Raw genomic sequence first — 21,236 nt, forward strand, 5'->3', positions numbered from 1 at the left:
TGATGAGCAGGTTCACACAACTCATCAAGGTCCGCTCCTGCGTATATGACCTCCCATGCTCAATATGTGGCTTGCGCCACTTATCGACTCATCGCATATCTAGCATTCTACTATAGAAAATCCTAAAAGTCAAACTATTTTTTATGAGAGATTTTTTAGCTTATCCATATTTGAAATTGGTGCCTTAAAAGAGTAAAATAGTCTTTAGGAGGATGAAGTTATGGATACTATGAAACAGCCTGTCCCCATGCCTCAAGATAGGCGAACAATGGCCCTCTTACTTGGTGCTGTAGGTGGCTGCCTTGATGTTTTCTCGCATATGCAATTTAGTACGCTAATCGCAACCCAAACAGGGAATATTCTTTTAATCGTAGCCGATTGGGATGGACCAACCGTAAAGACTGCTTACCGTATCCTTTCGCTTATCTTTTTTACCTGTGGCTTTGTCTTCGGTATTCTACTTAAGGAACGGGCGCAAAGTTCACATTGGCGTACTTGGGGGGTCTTACCATTGACTCTCACGACTTTCCTCTTTCCTTTCTTTCATTCTCATTATTTTATCTGGGTGATATTGCTTGCAACCTCTACCGGAATGGTCATGCTAACTTATACAGGCTCAAAAATCGAGTCTTATCCCTATATGATTATGATGACTTCAGGAAACTATCGGAGAATGGTCACTGCTTGGTATGAGTATATTCGTTTTAAAGACCGTAGACATATTATTAGAAGGCAAGCGGCTAATTACTCTATGATTGTCGCTAGTTTCATCGGCGGTGCTGTTTTTACTGGTTTTCTCACACGCTTCATTCACCAATACGCTATCTGGACAGTCACCACTATTTTGACGATTATTATCATTCATTATACCAGATACAATCATATACATCACTTAGAGCAAAAAAATATCTAACACTCAATGAAAATCGAAAAACAAACTAGGAACTAAGTAAGACAAAAAACCGAACCAATCCTCTTGGGTAATGCTCACAAAGAGAATTGGTTCGGTTTTTGCTAGTTCATCAATACTTGCCTGCGATATTTCATTTATCAATCCTCTTCATCAGTTTTTAACTACTGATGGAAAAACTTCCTCATCTATCAATCTCACAAATACTTGCTTCCTTCTTTAATGCTGAGTTTGCTCAGTTTATCCTTGTATTTTTCGATAAACTCCAGCACCCAGTCGGGATTGGTTTTAGAGTAGTCTCGCAGAGCCCAGCCGATGGCCTTATTGATGAAAAACTCGGTTTGATTAAGATTATTAATCAGGATTTGCTCCAGCAGCTGGACATCCGTTTCTTCTTTTTGAAGCAATTGATGCTCGATAGCAATTCGGCGCAACCAGAAATCTTTATCCCTGCTCCAATCTAATACTATTTTCTTTGTCTCAGGATAATGCAAACTAATATAGCCTACCGAGCGACACAAAAAGTCAATTGTGTCCCACCATGGCTTTGTTTGTGCTAATTTCTTTATCTTTGGCAAATCGCTTGGTGTCAAAGCTTTTTGTTTCAGTTGCAAATAATCCAGCACCACATATTGCATTTCACGATAGGGATTGTCCCAAGCCTGATGGATAAATTTCCAATCAATTGCAGGGCTGCTATTTTTCTTAAAAAATACCTTGGAAAGCTTTCGTCTAACAGGTGTTTTGACCCCTAAAAACTCGAACTGGTCTTTCATGTATGCTTTCATGTGAATAGCATCTTCAGGGTTTGCTACTTCTTTTAATCCTTGGAAAATATCTTCTACTTTCATATTACCATTCACTTTCAACATTCATATCTTTGAATAATTTAATTGGTCTTGCTGGTTTATCTAAACTCTTCTGCAACCAAACTGTATCATGCCAGCAGCCAAATTTATAGCCGATTTTTGGGAAATGCGCTACCTGCTGATAACCACGTTTTTTATGGAAAGAAATACTAGCGTCATTCGGCAGAGCAATACAAGCTAGAAAATGAACAAACCCTTGCTGTTCAAGAATTTCTTCCAATTTGTCATAAAGCTGCTTCCCAATCCCTCTACCGCGATTCTCATCAACTACATAGACCGACAGTTCAACAGCCCAGTTGTATGCCTCTCGACCATAATAAGTCGAAGCATAAGCATAACCTAGAATTGCTCCATCTTCTTCTGCCACCAGATAAGGATACCTTTCCAAGGTCTTCTCAATTCGGTCAGAAAATTCCTCTACCGACGGAATATCATACTCAAAAGTAATGGCTGTTTTCTCCACATAAGGCGCGTAAATAGCTACAAGAGCAGTGGCGTCGTTTTTATGAGCTAATCTGATGTTCATCCGAACCTTCCTTTCTTCTTATTATTTTCATAAAAATGAAGTATATCACCATGTATATTTTGCCAAATTCAAAAAGAAAAGGCTCTCTCGAACCTTTTTCGTTTTAAAATAGTCCAACAGCAGTTCCGTCTGCTGCTACGTCCATATTGAGGGCTGCTGGGCGTTTTGGCAGACCGGGCATAGTCATAACATCACCGGTCAGGGCGACAATAAAGCCTGCACCCAATTTTGGAACGACTTCACGGATAGTGATTTCAAAATCTTCTGGCGCTCCCAGAAGCGTTGGATTGTCTGAAAAACTATATTGGGTCTTGGCCATACAGATTGGCAGCTTATCCCAACCGTTCTTGACAATTTGAGAAATTTGAGTTTTGGCTTTCTTTTCAAAATTGACTTTTGTTCCACGATAGATTTCCTTGACAATTTTCTCGATTTTTTCTTCGATAGACAGATTGTTGTCATAGAGTCGGCTGTAATGAGCAGGAGCCTCTTCAATCGTTTTAACCATAGTTTCAGCAAGAGCTAGACCACCGTCAGCTCCGTCTGCCCAAACACTAGCCAATTCCACAGGGACATCAATCTCTGCGCAAAGTTCTTTGAGAACGGCAATTTCAGCCTCAGTATCAGAGACAAATTCATTGATAGCCACCACAACCGGAACACCAAATTTACGGATATTTCCCACATGGCGTTTGAGGTTGGCAAAACCTGCTTTAACCGCTTCAACATTCTCAGTTGTCAGATCTTCTTTAGCAACACCACCGTTCATTTTCAATGCTCTGAGAGTTGCAACAATAACCACTACATCTGGAGCAGTCGGAAGATTGGGTGTTTTGATATCTAGGAATTTTTCAGCCCCTAGATCCGCACCAAATCCAGCTTCAGTCACCGTGTAGTCCGCCAAATGCAAAGCTGTTGTCGTTGCCAAAACGGAATTACAGCCGTGAGCAATATTGGCAAACGGTCCACCGTGAACGAAGGCAGGGGTTCCATAAATAGTCTGTACTAGATTGGGCTTTATAGCATCTTTCAAGATGAGAGCAAGAGCACCTTCTATTTCCAAATCTCGAACATAAACAGGCGTCCGATCATAACGATAACCAATAACGATATTAGCTAGACGTTCTTTCAAGTCTTCAATACTTGTCGCTAAACAGAGAATAGCCATGATTTCAGATGCAACCGTAATATCAAAACCATCTTCCCGCGGAATTCCATTAACCGGACTGCCCAGACCGACTGTCACATGCCGCAAAGCACGGTCATTCAGATCTACCACGCGCTTCCAGATAATGCGACGTTGGTCAATTCCTAGAGCATTTCCTTGATGTAAATGATTATCAATTAAAGCAGAAAGGGCATTGTTGGCAGTGGTAATCGCATGCATATCTCCTGTGAAATGCAAATTGATGTCTTCCATTGGTAGAACCTGTGCATAACCACCTCCAGCGGCTCCGCCTTTGATTCCCATTACTGGTCCAAGAGATGGTTCACGAATCGCAATCATGGTTTTCTTGCCTATTTTGTTGAGAGCGTCTGCTAAACCAATAGTAATAGTCGATTTCCCTTCGCCAGCCGGTGTTGGATTGATTGCTGTTACCAGAATCAGCTTACCAACTGGATTCTTTTGTAATTCCTGAATCTTATTAAAAGACAATTTAGCCTTGTATTTACCGTAAAGCTCCAAATCGTCGTAATCAATTCCAACTTTCTTCACTACATCAGCAATCGGCTGTAAGTCAACGCTCTGAGCAATTTCTATATCCGTTTTCATTTGGAATCCTCCAGTTTTGATAGGATTATTATACCAAAAAATAAAGAAAACAAACACTTTCAAAGCTAAACTTCTCAAAAACGTTCGGGAAAGTCTTTTCTATTTACGAATTAAGTTTTTTTGTGTAAAATTTAGTTATGAAACTATTGATTACTTCTGGCGGAACAAGCGAAAAAATTGATCAAGTTCGTTCTATTACGAATCACTCAACAGGAAGACTTGGTGCTCTTATTGCAGAGAGTTTTTTAACACAAGGTGATCAGGTCACCTTAATCACTACACAGAGTGCTGTCAAACCTGCTGCTCATCCGAATTTAACCATTCAAATCATTGAAAATGTTCAGGATTTGCTAGAAACAATGCAGTCTTTGGTCAAAATTCATGATGTTTTGATTCATTCAATGGCCGTTTCTGACTACACGCCTATTTACATGACAGGTTTTGATCAAATCACTGCTTCACAGGATTTAACAGAATTTTTGAACAAAACAAACGTACAAGGGAAGATTTCATCAAAAGATGAATACCAAGTGCTTTTTCTCAAGCAAACACCGAAAATTATCAGCCAAGTCAAAAAATGGAATCCCAATATCCGTCTAATTGGTTTTAAACTCTTAGTTGATGTTTCTAAGGAAGAATTACTGACAGTTGCTCGTGCCAGTCTTGCTAAAAATCAAGCTGAAATAATTGTAGCAAATGACTTGTATGATATTTCAAGCAATCAACATCATGCATACTTGGTCAAAAAAAATTCTGTCATAGAAGCCAGCACCAAAGAGGAAATCGCTCAACAACTCGTAACATACATTCACACAAAGGACAATCTATGAAACATATTACTTTAGCTGTCACAGGAAGCATTGCTGCATATAAAGCTGCTGACTTGACCAGTCAATTTACAAAAGATAATCTAAAAGTGACTATTCTGATGTCTCAAGCAGCTACAAATTTCATTACACCCTTGACTTTGCAGGTATTGTCGAAAAATTTAGTGCATACAGATGTCATGGACGAACCTGCGCCAAACAAGGTCAATCATATTGAAATTGCCAAGCAAACAGATCTTTTCTTAGTTGCACCTGCTTCTGCCAATACAATCGCTAAATTAGCCAATGGCTTTGCGGACAATATGATAACCAGTACCGCACTTGCTCTGCCATCAATAGCTAAAAAAGTGCTGGCTCCCGCTATGAATACAAAAATGTATGAAAATCCAATCACTCAAGAAAATCTATCTAAATTAGAAAAATATGGCTGGCAAATCATTCAGCCTAAAGAAACTGTCCTAGCTTGTGGTGACCACGGGATCGGCGCCCTTGCTTCTGTAGAAACAATTATAAAAAAAGTAAAGGAAATGATTTATGAAGAAACAATCTAATATTGCTCAAGTTGCTATCTTTTTTGCGATTATGCTCGTCATTCATCTATTGAGTTCAGTAATATTTAACCTATTCCCTGTTCCGATCAAACCAACAATTGTCCACATTCCCGTTATTATTGCAAGTATTTTATATGGACCAAAGGTAGGTGCTATTTTAGGGGCGCTAATGGGTATCATTAGTCTGGTTACGAACACACTTGTTCTCTTGCCAACCAGTTACTTGTTTAGCCCGTTTGTACCTAATGGGAATATTTATTCGCTCATCATTGCCCTCGTTCCACGAATCTTAATCGGAGTCACTCCTTATTTTGTTTATAAATATCTTAAAAATAAGACCGGACTTATCTTAGCTGGAACAGTCGGTTCGTTGACAAATACAATTTTTGTTTTAGGAGGGATTTTCTTATTATTCTCCAAAGTATATAATGGGAATATTCAGCTCTTACTCGCATCTGTCATTTCAACCAATTCAATAGCTGAAATGATTATTTCTGCGGTTCTGACAGTTACCATTATTCCAGCCCTTGAAAAAGTTAGAAAATAATCACGTGAAAACGTGATTTTTTTATGGAAAAATGCTATAATGAAAACGGTTAAACAAATGCAGAAAGCTGAAAAATTGAGAAAAATGGATATGCTCGTTCCTTTATTAAATAGTCAATGACATTTCCTATTTTCACTGATTTTTCATAAGCTTCCCTATTTTAAAAAGGAGATTTCGTAATGACTTACCAAGAAAATTTCAAAAAATGGCTTGATTTTGCAGAACTTCCAGACTATCTTCGGAAAGAATTGGATTCAATGGATGAAAAAACAAAAGAAGATGCTTTTTATACCAATCTTGAATTTGGTACTGCTGGTATGCGTGGTCTGATAGGTGCTGGTACGAATCGTATCAATATTTACGTCGTTCGTCAGGCAACTGAAGGTTTAGCACGTTTGATTGACGAAAAAGGCGAAGATTTCAAAAAACGCGGTGTCGCTATCGCTTACGACTCTCGTCACTTCTCTCCAGAATTCGCCTTTGAATCTGCTACTGTTTTAGCAAAACATGGCATTAAATCTTATGTATTTGAAAGTCTCCGTCCAACACCAGAACTTTCATTTGCAGTTCGCCATTTAGGAACTTTTGCTGGAATTATGATTACTGCTAGCCACAATCCTGCTCCATTTAATGGTTATAAAGTCTATGGTGAAGATGGGGGGCAAATGCCGCCGCATGATGCTGATGCCTTGACAGATTATATTCGTGCAATCGAAAATCCATTTGCCATTGAAGTTGCTGATGTTGAAGCCGAAAAAGCATCTGGATTGATTGAAATCATCGGTGAAAATGTCGATATTGAATACCTAAAAGAAGTAAAAGACGTGAATATCAATCAACAATTGATTGACGAATATGGCAAAGACATGAAAATCGTCTACACTCCGCTTCACGGTACAGGTGAAATGTTAGCACGCCGAGCATTTGCCCAAGCTGGTTTTGACTCTGTTCAAGTCGTTGAAGCTCAATGTGTGCCAGATCCAGACTTCTCCACCGTCAAATCACCAAATCCAGAAAACCAAGCTGCTTTCGCTCTCGCTGAAGAATTAGGGCGTAAAGTTGGTGCGGATGTCCTTGTCGCAACAGACCCAGATGCTGACCGTGTGGGCGTTGAAGTTCTCCAAAAAGACGGCAGCTACCGCAATCTTTCAGGAAATCAAATCGGTGCAATTATGGCTAAGTATATCCTTGAAGCGCATAAGACTGCTGGAACACTTCCTGCCAATGCAGCACTTTGCAAATCCATTGTGTCTACCGATCTTGTAACCAAGATTGCTGAAAGCTACGGCGCAACCATGTTCAATGTCTTAACTGGTTTCAAATTTATCGCCGAAAAGATTCAAGAATTTGAAGAAAAACACAATCACACTTACATGATGGGCTTTGAAGAAAGCTTTGGCTACTTGATTAAACCATTTGTACGTGACAAAGATGCTATCCAAGCTGTTTTGGTCGTAGCTGAGCTTGCAGCTTACTACCGTTCTCGCGGCTTAACTCTTGCAGACGGAATTGAAGAAATCTACAAAGAATATGGTTATTATGCTGAAAAGACGATTTCAGTTACTCTGTCTGGTGTTGATGGCGCGGAACAAATCAAAGCTATTATGAGCAAGTTCCGTGACAATGCACCAAAAGAATTTAACGCTACTGCTGTTGCAGTCACAGAAGATTTCAAAGCACAAACTGCTACTGATTCTGACGGCGATGTAACGAAATTAACAACTCCACCAAGCGATGTATTAAAATACACACTTACTGATGGTTCATGGATTGCTGTACGTCCTTCAGGAACTGAACCAAAAATCAAATTCTACATTGCTGTTGTCGGAAATTCCAGCCAAGACGCTCAAGCAAAAATTGCAAAAATTGAAGCAGAAATCAATGATTTTGTAAAATAAGCAAAAAGTAAGAAGGCTTTGATTTCTCAGTCTAACTTCTACAATATTCAAACTTCGAGTCTGGGACAAGAGTGTCTCAGACTCGAAATTGTCTTGTAACAAATGACAGATAATTGCTCAAATGCTGCTTTAAGATGGCGGACAGAGCTTTCGAAGTAGGTCTCAAGGTCTTTTCGCTTTTTAACATTTGCTCAACGTTACAGGGGAGACTATACAAAATAGCTGGGAAACATTTTATATCGGAGTCTTGAGATAAGAGGATGACAATTAAAATTTTCAGTTTCTAGTTCTGTTTCACTTCTCTTTCAATATTTTACATTTTATTTCAAATCTCTGCATTATTTTCCTATTTGTGGCATACTAGAATGAGCAAAAGAAATGAGGTTATTTTATGGATAATTTTACGCAAGATATCAAAGATTTAGAAGTCACGACTGTAGAACGTGCCCGACAAGCCATTGCAAATAAAGAAAACGCAACTTTTTTCATTGGGCGTAAAACGTGCCCTTACTGTCGTAAATTCGCCACTACGCTAGCTAGTGTTGTCGCTGAAACCCAAGCACATATTTTCTTTATCAATAGTGAGGAACCTAGTGAACTGGAAGAACTCCAAGCTTTTCGTTCCGAATATGGAATCCCAACTGTGCCAGGATTTTTACACACAGAGAATGGTCATGTGACTGTCCGTTGTGACTCTTCTATGACGGCTGAGGAAATCAAGTCATTCGCTAACTTATAAAAATGAAGCTGGAATTAAAATTTCCAGCTTCAAAGTATATTATAAACTAACTAAGCAGTAACTTTTTACTATCACCAAACGAGGCAGGGATCATATCGTCCCTGTCTCTTAATATTTAATTTCCTTTTAATTTTCCTTTTTGAAAGGCTTGCCACATCTTTTGCTGAGGTTTAGCAAATGGATAGTTGTCAAATTCATCAGGATGCAACCATAAAACTTGTTCCTGTTTAGGCATTTCCGTAGCATTTACTACCTGACCATAAAGCAAACGAATCTGCCACTTGCGATGACTGAACACATGTTGAATTGTCGGAAAAGCTTGCTCCTGCCAATTCACTACCACATCATAATCCTGCTCAAAGCTTTCTTGCGGAGATAATTCAATTGCAACTTGATTTTCTGCTACTTCAAAAAGGGATAACTGTTCATCATCCGAAAATTCGTCTACTTCAATCAAAGGAAAGTGCCAAAATCCTGATAAAAGACTGCTTGCTTCATTTTTCTCTAAAAGAAATTCTCCTTGATTATTCTGGATAATCAAACCATACAAATAAACTGGAATAGGTTTTTTCTTAGGAGCTTTGATAGGGTATCTATCCATTGTTCCATGTAAGTAAGCAGCACTAAATTCCCTTACTGGACTGTCCTCAGGTCTAGGGTTGACAGGCGCTTCAATATCTGAGCCCAAATCCATCAAAGCTTGGTTGAAATCTCCCGGTTTTTGGGGGTCAATCAGAATTTCCATCATCGCTTGAAAAACCTTTCGGTTAGCAGGGACACCAATATCCAAATTCACCTCAAATAAACGGCTCAGGACCCGCATAACATTCCCATCAACCGCTGGCTCAGGCAAGCCAAAAGCAATACTTGCAATAGCTCCTGCTGTATAAGGACCAATTCCTTTCAGACTAGAAATCTCCTCGTAAGTGTGAGGAAACTCGCCACTAAAATCTGTCATAATCTGCTGAGCAGCCTGTTGCATATTGCGTACTCGCGAATAGTAACCTAGCCCCTCCCAAGCTTTAAGCAAACGTTCTTCTGAAGCCACTGCTAAATCTTTAATTGTCGGAAACCAGGCTAAAAAACGCTCATAGTAAGGAATAACCGTATCTACCCGTGTTTGCTGAAGCATAATTTCTGAAATCCAGATATGATAAGGATTGCTGCTTCTCCGCCAAGGTAAATCGCGCTTATTTTCATCATACCAAGCTAATAATTTTTGGCGAAAAGAGATAATCTTTTCATCCTCCCACATCTCAATCCCATATTTTTTCAAATCTAACATAGCTTTAGTATAACACAAAATAAAAAGAGAACCCAGAACTTGAATTCTGGATTCTGTCTTGGCTTTCTAATAATGACCAACTGCTTGGCTGGCAGTAATCAATGTTAATTTATAAACATCATCAGCATTGCATCCACGGGAAAGGTCGTTTACTGGGTGGTTCAATCCTTGCAAAATAGGACCGACTGCTGAGAAGCCACCGAGGCGCTCTGCCATTTTATAACTGATATTTCCAGCTTCAATACTAGGAAATACAAAGACAGTCGCTTGACCAGCTACATTGCTTCCAGGAGCTTTTAACTCTGCCGTTTTAGGCACAAAAGCTGCATCAAATTGTAATTCTCCGTCAATAGCCAAATCTGGTCGCATTTCTTGCGCAAGTTTCGTTGCCTCAACGACTTTATCAACCTTTTCACCGAATCCAGAACCTTTAGTTGAATAGCTCAGCATCGCCACTTTAGGGTCAATGTCAAAGATTTGCGCGGTCAAGGCAGAGTTAATAGCAATTTCTGCTAATGTTTTAGCATCTGGGTCAATATTGATTGCACAATCACTGAAAACATATCGTTCATCACCGCGAACCATGAGAAAGGCACCTGATGTACGAGAAACCCAAGGAAGGGTTTTGATAATTTGAAGAGCTGGTCGAACTGTGCTTGCAGTAGAATGAATCGCACCAGAAACCATACCTTGCACTTTACCAAGATAAACAAGCATGACACCAAAATAATTGACGTCCTCTTTCAATAATTTACGCGCTTCGTCTTCTGTGATTTTTCCTTTACGGCGTTCTACAAAAGCTGCAACCATTTCTTCAAAGCATGAACAATTTTGAGGGTCAATGACTTCATAACCTTCTGTCACACCTTCAATTTCAAGATAAATACGAATTTTTTCAGGATTTCCCAATAAAACAGGTGTGATACTTGTTTCCTTTACCAAACGTTTAGTAGCTTGAAGAATACGTGGTTCTTCACCTTCTGGTAAGACAATCTTCACTTCTTTGTCTTGCAATGTTTCACGGATTGTTTCAAAAATTTTCATGTTTTACTCCTTACTTATTGCTTAATTTTTGAATGACTGTTTGAAAATCTTCCGGAAGAGGACTTGATTTATTCACAACTTCCTCATGGAATGGATTGTAAAAACGCAATGAATGACAATGAAGCGCTTGCCGCGTTATTCCGTCAGTCATGCTCCCACCATATAAATCATCTCCCAAGAGCGGAAAACCAATATAAGAAAAATGAACCCGAATCTGGTGTGTCCGTCCTGTATGAAGGTGAATATCCACGAGATAAATGTCATCATACTGCGCTAAAACTTTATAACTCGTATGAGCATATTTTCCATTTCTTGCCACACACCGAGTAATGATACTACTATCTTCACGCGCTATGGGAGCAATAATATCTCCTTCTGGCTTTAGCGGTGCCGAACCCTTGACCAAAGCATAATAATGCTTCTCAATGACTTTCTTTTGCAACTGCTTGTCCAATCTTGCATGAGCATAACCGTGCTTTGCAAACAACATCAGACCACTCGTATCACGGTCTAAACGAGTCACAATATGAATCTGCTGATTTTCATAATGATTTGCAATATAATAAGCCTTCACAAAATTGGCCATTGTATTGGAATGATTCACACTAGGAATGCTGGCCACGCCTGCTGGCTTGTTCAAAATCAAAAAATGTGCATCTTCGTAGACAATTTCTAAATCTTTCTCTACCGCTTGCAAACTGCCAAAACCTTCTTCTGCAGGAATATCGACGGCAACTTTGTCGCCAATATCTAACAAATAAATGGCATTTTGCTTTTTGCCATTTACCTGAATATCCCCACCAGAAAACTTAATTTTTGCAAGTAAACTTTTGGAAATTTCCTGTTTTTTTAGAAAGGTTTTGACTTTAACATGCTCATCTGCGATAAATTCAAACCTCATTCCTCCACCTCGCCGATAAAGGCATCTTTGACACGATTCCAAAAACTAGTATGACTCGGTGTAGCAAGAAAGTTAATCTTATGTTGATCAATTTGAAATTCAATTTTAGAAATATTGTTAATCATAAAATTTTGATTGTCAATCGAAATTGCATGTCGATCATTCCAAGTCGGCACAATTTCAATTTTATCTTTCTTAGGAACGATAATTGAGGAGCCCAAAGTCCGAAACACACGATTGTTCAAGCTTGCAACTTCTGCAATCTGAAGAGCTTCAATCGTTGGATGGAGAACAGCTCCGCCCAACGATTTATTGTAAGCTGTGCTTCCTGTCGGCGTTGATACTGAAATGCCATCACCACGAAAGCGCTCAAAATGCACTTGATTGATAATGATATCAGCGACCATTGTTCGTCCAGAACGCTTGACTGTCGCTTCGTTTAATGCACGCTTTATACAAATTTCATTATTTCCATGGAAAATTTTAACATTTAAAATCGGATAGGACACCTTTGCGCCCGTATCTAATTTTAAATTATCAATTAGTTTGTCCAACTCAAAATCTCGATAATCTGTATAAAAGCCCAAATGTCCTGTGTGAACACCAACAAAGCGAACTTTGTCTAGCTGATCTTCATATTTGTGAAAGGCTGACAAAAGCATCCCGTCGCCACCGATTGAAATGACAATATCAGGATTATTATCATTCAAAATAAAATGATTTTGCTTTAATTTTTGTTTTAATTGGCGACAAAGTTCTTGACTTTGCCGTCTGCGATTACTGATAATCCCTATTCTTTTACCTGTATTCTTCATCTGTATCGTCACTATTTCCTACGCCATCATTTAATTTACGACTAATTGGGTCAAATAAAGCTTGTGCCTCTTGAATATCATCGCGAATTTTTCCCATTTCTTCGTCTAATTGATAGGCGATTTTTGCTGTAATTTCCAAACGTTTCTTAATCTCATCTGGAAATTCTCCTTTATACTTATAATTCAGAGAATGTTCAATCGTTGCCCAAAAATTCATGGACAGAGTACGAATTTGAATTTCTGCTAAAATGATTTTATTGCCATTAATTGTATCAACAGGATATTCAATAATGACATGGTAGCTTCGATAACCACTAGCCTTACGGTTTTTAATATAGTCTCGCTCCTGGATAATCCGCATGTCGTGGCGCTTTCGCAAAACATCCAAAACTTCTTCTACGTCATCCACAAATTGAACCATTACACGCAAACCAGCTATATCTTGCATATCTTGCGCTAGATTTTCCTCTTTAATCCCACGCAAAGCCATTTTTTCTTTGATACTTTCTATCGGTTTTACACGACCTGTTACAAATTCAATCGGAGAATGTTTTTTTTGTTTTCGATACTGTTTACGAATCCCACGCAGTTTGATCTTTAATTCACCAACCGCTTGAATATAAGGATCCAGAAACTCTTCCCACTCTAATTGCATACACTCACCTTGTCATTTTACTTAATTTTTTATAAAATAAACACAATACTTATTATAACATAAATCGCTTTCAAACAAAAGAAAAGGATTGGAAAATGGATCATTTGGAAATTGAATACAAAACGCTTCTGACAAAAAATGAGTACCAACAGCTGTTACCACTGTTTTCAAAGATAAAAGCTACCAAGCAGATAAACTACTATATTGACACAGCCGACTTTTCAATTCGAGATGCAAAAATGGCACTTCGGATTCGTACTTTTGAAACTCGTGCCGAATTAACTTTAAAAATTCCGCAGCAGGTCGGTAATATGGAATACAATCAATTTCTCACTTTAGAAGAGTCTCACACTCTCATCAATACATGTGTGCTACCTGAAGGAGAAATACACACTCTGCTGACTCAGGCTGCTATCAACCTCGAGAAATTAAAGATTCTAGGGAGCTTGACAACTATTCGCTATGAAAAAGAGACTACTATTGGCTTGATGGCACTTGATGAAAATCATTATTTTGACAAAACAGACTACGAATTAGAGCTAGAAGTAACAGATGCTAAAATTGGAAAAGAACAATTCGAGTGCTTTTTACAAGCTCATCATATCCATTATAAATATGCAAAACCTAAAGTTGCAAGATTTGCTCAAAACTTATGAATAAAAAGCTGAAATTTTGCTTATTTTTTGATAAAATGGAGTGTAGAAATCAAAAGGAGTCTTAATAAGTTATGATGGATATACTGACGGATAAAGCACAGATGAAGTTGTTTGCACTAAATTCCAATCACGATATTGCCGAAAAAATTGCTAAAGCTGCTGGTGTGCCTCTTGGAAAACTTTCATCACGTCAATTTTCAGACGGAGAAATCCAAGTAAACATCGAGGAAAGTGTGCGTGGCTTTGATGTATTTATCATTCAATCAACAAGTTTTCCTGTCAATAATCATTTGATGGAACTTCTCATCATGGTGGATGCTTGCAATCGCGCCAGCGCTAATTCTGTCAATGTTGTGATGCCATATTTTGGCTATGCTCGTCAAGACCGAACGGCCGCTCCTCGCGAACCAATTACAGCCAAGCTCGTAGCAAATATGTTGGTAAAAGCAGGAGTTGATCGTGTTCTAACCCTAGATTTGCATGCTGTCCAAGTTCAAGGCTTCTTTGATATCCCTGTTGATAACCTTTACACCGTTCCTCTTTTTGCCAAACATTACTGCGAAAAAGGCTTGTCTGGCGAGGACGTAGTTGTGGTCAGTCCCAAAAACTCTGGTGTTAAACGTGCTAGAAGCTTAGCAGAACATTTAGATGCTCCAATTGCGATTATTGACTATGCACAAGACGATTCTCATCGTAACGAAGGATACATTATCGGAGATGTTGCTGGCAAAAAAGCTATTCTCATTGATGATATTTTAAATACCGGACGTACCTTTGCGGAAGCTTCAAAAATCGTTGAACGTGAAGGTGCAACAGAGATTTATGCAGTTTCTAGTCATGGTTTATTTGTTGAGGGAGCTGCTGAAAAGTTAGACAATGCCCCAATCAAAGAAATTCTAGTAACCGACTCAGTTGCAACCAAAGAAAAAACTCCGAAAAATGTTCAATACATTACTGCAAGTGAGCTAATCGGAGATGCAATCGTTCGTATTCATAAAAGAAAACCAGTTAGTCCTCTCTTTGCTTACAATAAAAAGAAATAAGGAGAAATCTTGATTTATTTCGATAATGCAGCAACAACTCCCATGTCAAAGGCTGCTATTACTGCTATGACACAGGTTATGGAAAATACCTTCGGCAATCCATCTAGCATTCATAGTCACGGAAGAGCTGCTAGCAAAATTCTTCGCGAAGTCCGACAAGAGCTTGCTGAACTGCTTCATACTAATAGTCAACATATCATCTTTACATCTGGTGGGACAGAAAGTAACAATACAGCCATAAAAGGATATGCCTTGGCCCATCAAGATCAAGGAAAACACATTATTACTACTGCTATTGAGCATCATTCGGTTCTTGAAACGATTGAATATCTGGTGGATAAATTTGGCTTTGAAGCTACTTATATCCAACCTAAAAATGGAGAGATTACGGCTCAACAGATAAAAGAAGCCCTTCGAGAAGATACAATACTTGTCTCAACCATGTATGCCAATAATGAAACAGGCTATATGCTTCCAGTCAAAGAAATTGCTGACGTTGTGAAACATCATCCCGCTACTTATCATGTGGATGCTGTGCAAGTTATAGGTAAATTACCTGTCTATCCTGACGAGCTAGGAATTGACTTTATGAGTGCATCAGCTCATAAATTTCATGGTCCAAAAGGCATCGGCTTCTTGTACTTCAATCATGTAAAATTTGACAAATTTTTACATGGTGGAGATCAAGAGGATAAAAGGCGTGCAGGAACTGAGAATTTAGCGGCTATTGCCGGTATGGTTGCGGCTCTAAAAGAGAGCCTCAATTGCTACCAAGAAAACATGGAACATGTTGAAAGTTTGAAACATCAACTTCTCTCTGAACTTGACGGAATCCATTACTATATAAATAATGATTCACACCTACTTCCCTATGTCGTAAATCTTGGCTTTCTAAATCAGGCTAACGATTTATTGCTCATGCGTTTAGACTTGGCTGGAATCTCTATCTCAACTGGCTCTGCTTGTACGGCCGGAACGGTTGAGCCAAGTCATGTGCTTAAAGCTTTTTATGGTAGCGATTCAGAACGCTTAAGGGAATCTATTCGCATTAGTTTCTCGGAGCAAAATACTTCAGAAGAAGTTCGACAATTTACTACAACATTAAAAGAAATTTTAGGAGGATAAAATAGATGGCTTTTCAGACCACTATTCACTTAAAAGACTGCCCCTACAGTTACTCTCTTGGAGAAAATGTAAAAAAATTTACTTTGCGTGATAACACATTTGCCGAAACAAAAGTCGGAAATTACGAATTAACACGCTTATTAGAAAATGTTCCCAATAGCGGGGATGGTTTTCTATTAAAAATCATTATCAATAAAGACCTTTCAGGTGTAAAAATCAACATCACAGACAAATCTGGCCTTCGGTTAGTGAATATTTTTAAATCAGAAGACAATCACATCATTCAAGAAAAGTTTTATTTCTTAATGGATAGCTTGGTAGAACGTGGTATTTTCACTAAACAAGAACAATAAACAAATAGCTTTAAAAACTCATTTTTAAATCATTAGTAAAACAATAAAGAGTAGGGAACAAACCAAAAATCTTTGATTTTGTCCTACTCCTTTTCTATTTTTATCAAATAAGTTGATTTTTTCACAAACTTTCTATAAAATAGTCTTTGAAAGGATGTGATTTTGTGAAATCTGAAAATAATACAACCATTCCACGCGCAACTGCTAAAAGGCTCTCTCTGTATTATCGGATTTTCAAACGATTTAATTCCGAAAAAATCGAAAAAGCCAATTCAAAACAAATCGCAGATGCGATCGGGATTGATTCTGCAACTGTCCGTCGAGATTTTTCTTATTTTGGCGAATTAGGTCGTCGTGGATATGGTTATGATGTAAAAAAACTCATGAATTTTTTTGCTGACTTACTTCATGACAATTCCATTACCAATGTGATGTTAGTTGGTATCGGTAACATGGGACATGCTTTGCTCCACTACCGTTTCCACGAACGGAACAAAATGAAGATTGTTATGGCATTTGATACAGATGATCATCCTGAAGTTGGGACTACTACAAATGACGGGATTCCTATTTATGGCATTTCACAAATCAATAACAAATTAAAAGGTGTGGATGTTAAAACAGCTATTTTAACAGTTCCTAGTGCAAAAGCGCAAGAGGTTGCAACCGTGCTTGTAGAAGCTGGTGTAAAAGGTATCCTCAGTTTTTCTCCTGTTCACTTAACCGTTCCAAAAGATGTTGTTGTTCAATATGTTGATTTGACAAGTGAGCTACAAACACTCCTTTATTTTATGAAAAAAGAGCATTAAGTAATTAGAAAGAGCAAACATTTATTTATGAAGAGACCTATTATCGGCATTACTGGAAATGAAAGACCAAACCCTGAAGATGAATTTGCCATCATGAGTTATGCTGCTAAGGGATTTGTAGAGGGCGTAAAAGAAGTTGGTGGAACTCCCATCATATTGCCAATCGGAGATGCAGATATGGCACGGCGCTACATCCAGATGATTGACAAACTTATCCTAACGGGTGGGCAAAATGTATCACCACAATTCTATGGCGAAGAAAAAACAATTGACAGTGATGATTACTATTTGGAGCGTGATTTGTTTGAATTAGCCTTAATCCATGAAGCTATCCAGCAACAAAAACCAATTTTTACCGTTTGCCGCGGTACGCAATTGTTTAATATTGCAATGGGTGGAACTCTTTATCAAGATATTGAGCACCATTGGCAAGACAGTTCTGCTGAATATACTACTCAAAAACTAGTCACTAAATCCGGTTCTGTTTTGGAAAAAATTTACGGCGAAGTATCTCATATCAACTCTTTCCATCATCAGAGTATCAAAGATTTAGCAGAAAATGTCGAAGTCATTGCCCGTGATCCGAAAGACAACACCATTGAAGCCATTACAACAACTGATGAAATCGCTTATCTGGGAGTCCAGTGGCATCCAGAATTCTTATTTGAAACACGTCCTAAAGATCGAATGCTGTTTGACTATGTTGTTAATAAGCTTTAAATCAAGTCTGTTTCTTCGCGATAACTATAATAATCTTTCTCTGCGATGATGAGATGATCCAGTAAGATGAAGCCCATTAGCTCACACGCTTCTTTTACATGTTTGGTCACTTCATCGTCATTTTTGCTTGGCAGTACAGCTCCTGATGGATGATTGTGCACCAAAATAATGGATGTCGCCATGTGTTTCACAGCATAATGCAGAATTTCTCGTGGTTCTGCAATACTGCGTGACACACTACCAATAAAAATCGTCTGCTGATGAATGATTTTGTTTTGAGTATTCAAATATAAAGCTACAAGGTGTTCCTGCTTCTTATGCCCCAATTCCTGTTGCATTTTTTTCGCTAACTTTTGACTACCTAAAATTTGCTCTTGCGTAATCAATTCTGCCTTACTGACTCGCTGGCCTAATTCAATCATGGCTTGCAATTCAATAGCTTTGATACGACCAATTCCAGAGATTGATTGCAATTCTTGTAGCGTCATATTGCGCAAATCATTCAAACTAGAAATAGTTGATAAAATTCGTTGAGAAACTTGAAAAACAGTTTCTTTTTTATTGCCTGTGCGGATAAGAATGGATAACAATTCTTGATTGCTCAATTGTTCTGCACCTTCTGCGACTAAACGTTCCCTTGGCAACAAAGAATCTTCCTGAAATGAAATACTATACATAAAAAACCTCCTCATATCCTTATTCGGAAAAAGAAGAGGAAAATAAAAAATCTGAGAAATGATTCTCAAATTTTTTAAGTTAGTATTTACATTTCAACAATTTTACCTGTTTCAAAATAAACAACCCATTCACAGATATTTTTAGCGTAATCACCAATGCGTTCTAAGTACGAAATAACTTGGAGGTAATCACGACCTGTAACAATCAAATCTGGATTTGCCTTAATTTCTTGTGTAGCTAAATCACGAATATCATCAAAATACTGATTGATTTTCTCATCCATAGCTGCTATTTCGTAAGCCTTGTCCACATCGCCATTAAGGTAAAGATCAAGTGCTGCTTCCACAAAATTTTTGACATCGCGTCCCATTTTGCTGATTTCTTCCTCAACAGACTGGATACGAACTTCTCCCTTCATGCGAATCGTTGCCTGTGCAATGGAAACAGCGTGGTCACCCATTCTTTCCACATCACTACTAGCCTTCAAAACTGTAATAACGGTTCGTAAGTCTTGCGAAACAGGCTGCTGCAAAGCAATGATTTCCAGAGATTTTTTCTCCAACTTTACTTCATATTCATTCACTTCTGCGTCTTCTTCGATTACTTCTTTTGCTAATTCACGGTCGTGGGTCACAAATGCACGAACTGTGCGATTAATCTGTGACAAAACTTCATTTCCCATTGCATAAAATTGGTTATGGAGTTTTGCTAAGTCTTCTTCAAATTGTACTCTAAGCATAAATTTTCCTTTCCTAAGATCTAAAGAATTTTATACGAAAATCCATCTTTTTACATAATTCTTGTCTACAAGTATATGTGCATTTTATATATAAATATATAGAGAATCAGTAGTCGCCAAAACATTGGAATAGCCATAATATTGTAGTGACCAATTACAATCTCTAACCAAACTTGCCTGTGATATAATCTTCCGTTTCCTTATGAATCGGACTGAGGAACATCTCTTTCGTGGCATTAAACTCAATCAAATCGCCATTTAGGAAGAAAGCAGTCTTGTCTGAAATACGACTAGCCTGTTGCATTGAGCGGGTCACGAGTAACATTGTATATTGATCTTTCAGCCCATGAAGTGTTTCTTCAATTTTTCCTGCAGAAATGGGATCAAGTGCTGATGTTGGCTCATCTAAAAGGATGATTTTCGGACTCGTTGCTAAAACGCGAGCCACACAAACACGTTGTTGCTGACCGCCTGACAAGCCAATCGCTGAATCATGTAAACGATCTTTTACTTCATCCCAAATGGATGCTCCCTTTAGTGAAGTTTCAACAACTTCATCTAACACTTCTTTGTCCTTGACGCCATTGATCCGCAAACCATAAACAACATTTTCATAAATCGTCATTGGAAATGGATTGGGCTGTTGAAAAACCATTCCAATTTCTTTGCGAAGCTCCACCGTATCTGTCCGTGGGCTGTAAATATTGTGCCCATTATAAATTACAGTGCCTGTCGTTGTCACCTCTGGATTTAAATCTCCCATGCGATTGATTGCCTTTAAAAGGGTTGATTTTCCTGATCCAGAAGGACCAATCAAAGCGGTAATCTCCTGCGGTAGTATATCTAATGATACACTATTGAGAGCTTTCTTTTTATTATAATAAACCGACAAGTCCTTGATTTGTAAAATAGGTTCTGTCATTCTGATAGTCCTTTAATAAATTCTAATTAATCAGCAATTTTCTTAGCCAAAATGACCAGAAACATAGTCATTCGTAGACTGCAACTTAGCATTTTGGAAAACATTGGCTGTTTCATCATATTCAATTAAATCACCAAGATAGAAGAAACCGGTATAGTCACTAGCACGTGCCGCCTGCTGCATGCTGTGGGTCACGATGATAATCGTATAGTTCTTCTTCAACTCTAACATCGTTTCTTCTAACTGCGCGGTTGCAATTGGATCAAGCGCAGAAGCAGGTTCATCCATTAGAAGTATTTCTGGCTTCACGGAAATGGCTCTGGCAATGCAGAGACGTTGCTGCTGACCGCCTGATAACATCAAAGCAGATTTATGAAGGTCATCCTTTACTTGTTCCCACAGAGCCGCTTGTTTTAGAGATGTTTCTACAATTTCATCTAAGATTTTCTTATCCTTAACACCGGCACGTTCATGCGCAAAGGTGATGTTGCGGTAAACAGATTTGGCAAAAGGATTTGGTCTTTGAAAGACCATTCCGATATGTTTCCGCATTTCATAGACATTGATATCTGGACGGTTAATATCAATTCCTTCATACCAGATCTCACCAGTAACCTTAGCAATGTCAATCGTATCATTCATCCGATTCAAGCTGCGAAGATAGGTTGATTTACCAGAACCTGAAGGCCCGATAAGAGCTGTAATCTTATTTTTCTTGAACTGCATATCAACCCCTTTAATGGATTCGTTTTTACCATAGTAAACGTGCAAATCCTTCGTTGATAAAACAACCTCTTCCTCAGGAAAAGTAACAATATGTTTTTCATTCCAGTTATATTCTGTCATTTCT

Annotated in this window: 24 protein-coding genes; 12 read left to right on the top strand and 12 right to left on the bottom strand. The window is 38.4% G+C overall.

What is annotated here, in order from left to right; translation table 11 throughout:
- Positions 1-220 precede the first annotated feature (220 nt).
- Positions 221-913 carry a YoaK family protein gene (locus tag EL087_RS05030; protein ID WP_126407203.1) on the top strand — a complete coding sequence of 231 codons (693 nt, stop codon included), beginning with the start codon at positions 221-223 and terminating at the stop codon, positions 911-913.
- A 194-nt stretch (positions 914-1,107) separates the two neighbouring features.
- Here the strand turns inward: EL087_RS05030 and EL087_RS05035 are convergent, their stop codons facing one another.
- From EL087_RS05035 to EL087_RS05045, 3 genes are all read right to left on the bottom strand, one after another.
- Positions 1,108-1,761, bottom strand: coding sequence for a DNA alkylation repair protein (locus tag EL087_RS05035; RefSeq protein WP_126408149.1), 654 nt, complete (start codon positions 1,759-1,761; stop codon positions 1,108-1,110).
- Position 1,762: 1 nt separating this feature from the next.
- Positions 1,763-2,305, bottom strand: coding sequence for a GNAT family N-acetyltransferase (locus EL087_RS05040; RefSeq protein WP_126407205.1), 543 nt, complete (start codon positions 2,303-2,305; stop codon positions 1,763-1,765).
- Positions 2,306-2,408: 103 nt separating this feature from the next.
- A complete protein-coding gene (locus EL087_RS05045) occupies positions 2,409-4,079 on the bottom strand; it encodes a formate--tetrahydrofolate ligase (protein WP_126407207.1) in 1,671 nt (556 codons plus the stop codon).
- Between the two features lie 137 nt (positions 4,080-4,216).
- Between EL087_RS05045 and EL087_RS05050 the strand changes: the two genes are divergently transcribed.
- The 5 genes from EL087_RS05050 to EL087_RS05070 all read left to right on the top strand — a co-directional run bounded on the left by EL087_RS05050 (position 4,217) and on the right by EL087_RS05070 (position 8,641).
- Entirely contained in the window at positions 4,217-4,909 is a 693-nt protein-coding gene (locus EL087_RS05050; protein WP_126407209.1) for a phosphopantothenate--cysteine ligase, read from the top strand.
- Positions 4,906-5,457: a phosphopantothenoylcysteine decarboxylase gene (coaC, locus tag EL087_RS05055; RefSeq protein WP_126407211.1), complete on the top strand. Its 552-nt coding sequence runs from the start codon at positions 4,906-4,908 to the stop codon at positions 5,455-5,457. Before EL087_RS05050 ends, coaC begins: the two co-directional genes overlap by 4 nt.
- Positions 5,441-6,004: an ECF transporter S component gene (locus EL087_RS05060; RefSeq protein ID WP_126407213.1), complete on the top strand. Its 564-nt coding sequence runs from the start codon at positions 5,441-5,443 to the stop codon at positions 6,002-6,004. The genes coaC and EL087_RS05060 overlap by 17 nt, the downstream gene beginning before the upstream one ends.
- Positions 6,005-6,183: 179 nt before the next feature.
- Positions 6,184-7,902, top strand: a complete 1,719-nt coding sequence (locus EL087_RS05065) for a phospho-sugar mutase (protein WP_126407215.1) — start codon at positions 6,184-6,186, stop codon at positions 7,900-7,902.
- Positions 7,903-8,293: 391 nt separating this feature from the next.
- Positions 8,294-8,641 carry a PedC/BrcD family bacteriocin maturation disulfide isomerase gene (locus tag EL087_RS05070; RefSeq protein ID WP_126407217.1) on the top strand — a complete coding sequence of 116 codons (348 nt, stop codon included), beginning with the start codon at positions 8,294-8,296 and terminating at the stop codon, positions 8,639-8,641.
- Positions 8,642-8,756: 115 nt separating this feature from the next.
- On the opposite strand, the gene mutY is transcribed toward EL087_RS05070, so the two are convergent.
- From mutY to EL087_RS05095, 5 genes are all read right to left on the bottom strand, one after another.
- Complete coding sequence (gene mutY / locus EL087_RS05075) at positions 8,757-9,926, bottom strand: A/G-specific adenine glycosylase (RefSeq protein ID WP_126407219.1); 1,170 nt, start codon at positions 9,924-9,926, stop codon at positions 8,757-8,759.
- A 66-nt stretch (positions 9,927-9,992) separates the two neighbouring features.
- Positions 9,993-10,970: a phosphate acetyltransferase gene (gene pta, locus EL087_RS05080; RefSeq protein WP_117644404.1), complete on the bottom strand. Its 978-nt coding sequence runs from the start codon at positions 10,968-10,970 to the stop codon at positions 9,993-9,995.
- A gap of 10 nt (positions 10,971-10,980) precedes the next feature.
- Positions 10,981-11,871: an RluA family pseudouridine synthase gene (locus tag EL087_RS05085; RefSeq protein WP_126407221.1), complete on the bottom strand. Its 891-nt coding sequence runs from the start codon at positions 11,869-11,871 to the stop codon at positions 10,981-10,983.
- Entirely contained in the window at positions 11,868-12,686 is an 819-nt protein-coding gene (locus EL087_RS05090; RefSeq protein ID WP_022526149.1) for an NAD kinase, read from the bottom strand. The genes EL087_RS05085 and EL087_RS05090 overlap by 4 nt, the downstream gene beginning before the upstream one ends.
- Positions 12,670-13,341, bottom strand: a complete 672-nt coding sequence (locus EL087_RS05095; protein ID WP_003024184.1) for a GTP pyrophosphokinase — start codon at positions 13,339-13,341, stop codon at positions 12,670-12,672. Before EL087_RS05095 ends, EL087_RS05090 begins: the two co-directional genes overlap by 17 nt.
- Positions 13,342-13,436: 95 nt before the next feature.
- Between EL087_RS05095 and EL087_RS05100 the strand changes: the two genes are divergently transcribed.
- The 6 genes from EL087_RS05100 to EL087_RS05125 all read left to right on the top strand — a co-directional run bounded on the left by EL087_RS05100 (position 13,437) and on the right by EL087_RS05125 (position 18,047).
- Complete coding sequence (locus EL087_RS05100) at positions 13,437-13,997, top strand: CYTH domain-containing protein (RefSeq protein WP_126407224.1); 561 nt, start codon at positions 13,437-13,439, stop codon at positions 13,995-13,997.
- 83 nt (positions 13,998-14,080) lie between these two features.
- The gene (locus EL087_RS05105) at positions 14,081-15,040 is read left to right on the top strand and encodes a ribose-phosphate diphosphokinase (protein WP_049533856.1); all 960 of its coding nucleotides are present in this window, start codon (positions 14,081-14,083) and stop codon (positions 15,038-15,040) included.
- Between the two features lie 9 nt (positions 15,041-15,049).
- Entirely contained in the window at positions 15,050-16,165 is a 1,116-nt protein-coding gene (locus EL087_RS05110; protein WP_126407226.1) for a cysteine desulfurase family protein, read from the top strand.
- A gap of 5 nt (positions 16,166-16,170) precedes the next feature.
- On the top strand, positions 16,171-16,518 hold the full coding sequence (locus EL087_RS05115; RefSeq protein ID WP_003029329.1) for a DUF1831 domain-containing protein: 348 nt from the start codon (positions 16,171-16,173) through the stop codon (positions 16,516-16,518).
- Positions 16,519-16,682: 164 nt separating this feature from the next.
- Complete coding sequence (locus tag EL087_RS05120) at positions 16,683-17,327, top strand: redox-sensing transcriptional repressor Rex (RefSeq protein ID WP_003032500.1); 645 nt, start codon at positions 16,683-16,685, stop codon at positions 17,325-17,327.
- A gap of 27 nt (positions 17,328-17,354) precedes the next feature.
- Complete coding sequence (locus tag EL087_RS05125; protein WP_126407228.1) at positions 17,355-18,047, top strand: gamma-glutamyl-gamma-aminobutyrate hydrolase family protein; 693 nt, start codon at positions 17,355-17,357, stop codon at positions 18,045-18,047.
- Here the strand turns inward: EL087_RS05125 and radC are convergent.
- The 4 genes from radC to pstB (EL087_RS05145) form a co-directional block, all read right to left on the bottom strand.
- On the bottom strand, positions 18,044-18,724 hold the full coding sequence (gene radC, locus EL087_RS05130; protein WP_126407230.1) for a RadC family protein: 681 nt from the start codon (positions 18,722-18,724) through the stop codon (positions 18,044-18,046). The genes EL087_RS05125 and radC overlap by 4 nt on opposite strands.
- Positions 18,725-18,810: 86 nt before the next feature.
- Entirely contained in the window at positions 18,811-19,464 is a 654-nt protein-coding gene (gene phoU / locus EL087_RS05135) for a phosphate signaling complex protein PhoU (protein ID WP_003042059.1), read from the bottom strand.
- A 163-nt stretch (positions 19,465-19,627) separates the two neighbouring features.
- Positions 19,628-20,386 (bottom strand): phosphate ABC transporter ATP-binding protein PstB, encoded by a 759-nt coding sequence (gene pstB / locus EL087_RS05140; protein ID WP_003029320.1) that lies wholly within the window; start codon positions 20,384-20,386, stop codon positions 19,628-19,630.
- Between the two features lie 42 nt (positions 20,387-20,428).
- Positions 20,429-21,232 (bottom strand): phosphate ABC transporter ATP-binding protein PstB, encoded by an 804-nt coding sequence (pstB, locus tag EL087_RS05145; RefSeq protein ID WP_003029316.1) that lies wholly within the window; start codon positions 21,230-21,232, stop codon positions 20,429-20,431.
- Positions 21,233-21,236 lie beyond the last annotated feature (4 nt).

The organism is Streptococcus milleri (assembly GCF_900636525.1).
Taxonomy (GTDB): domain Bacteria; phylum Bacillota; class Bacilli; order Lactobacillales; family Streptococcaceae; genus Streptococcus; species Streptococcus hominis.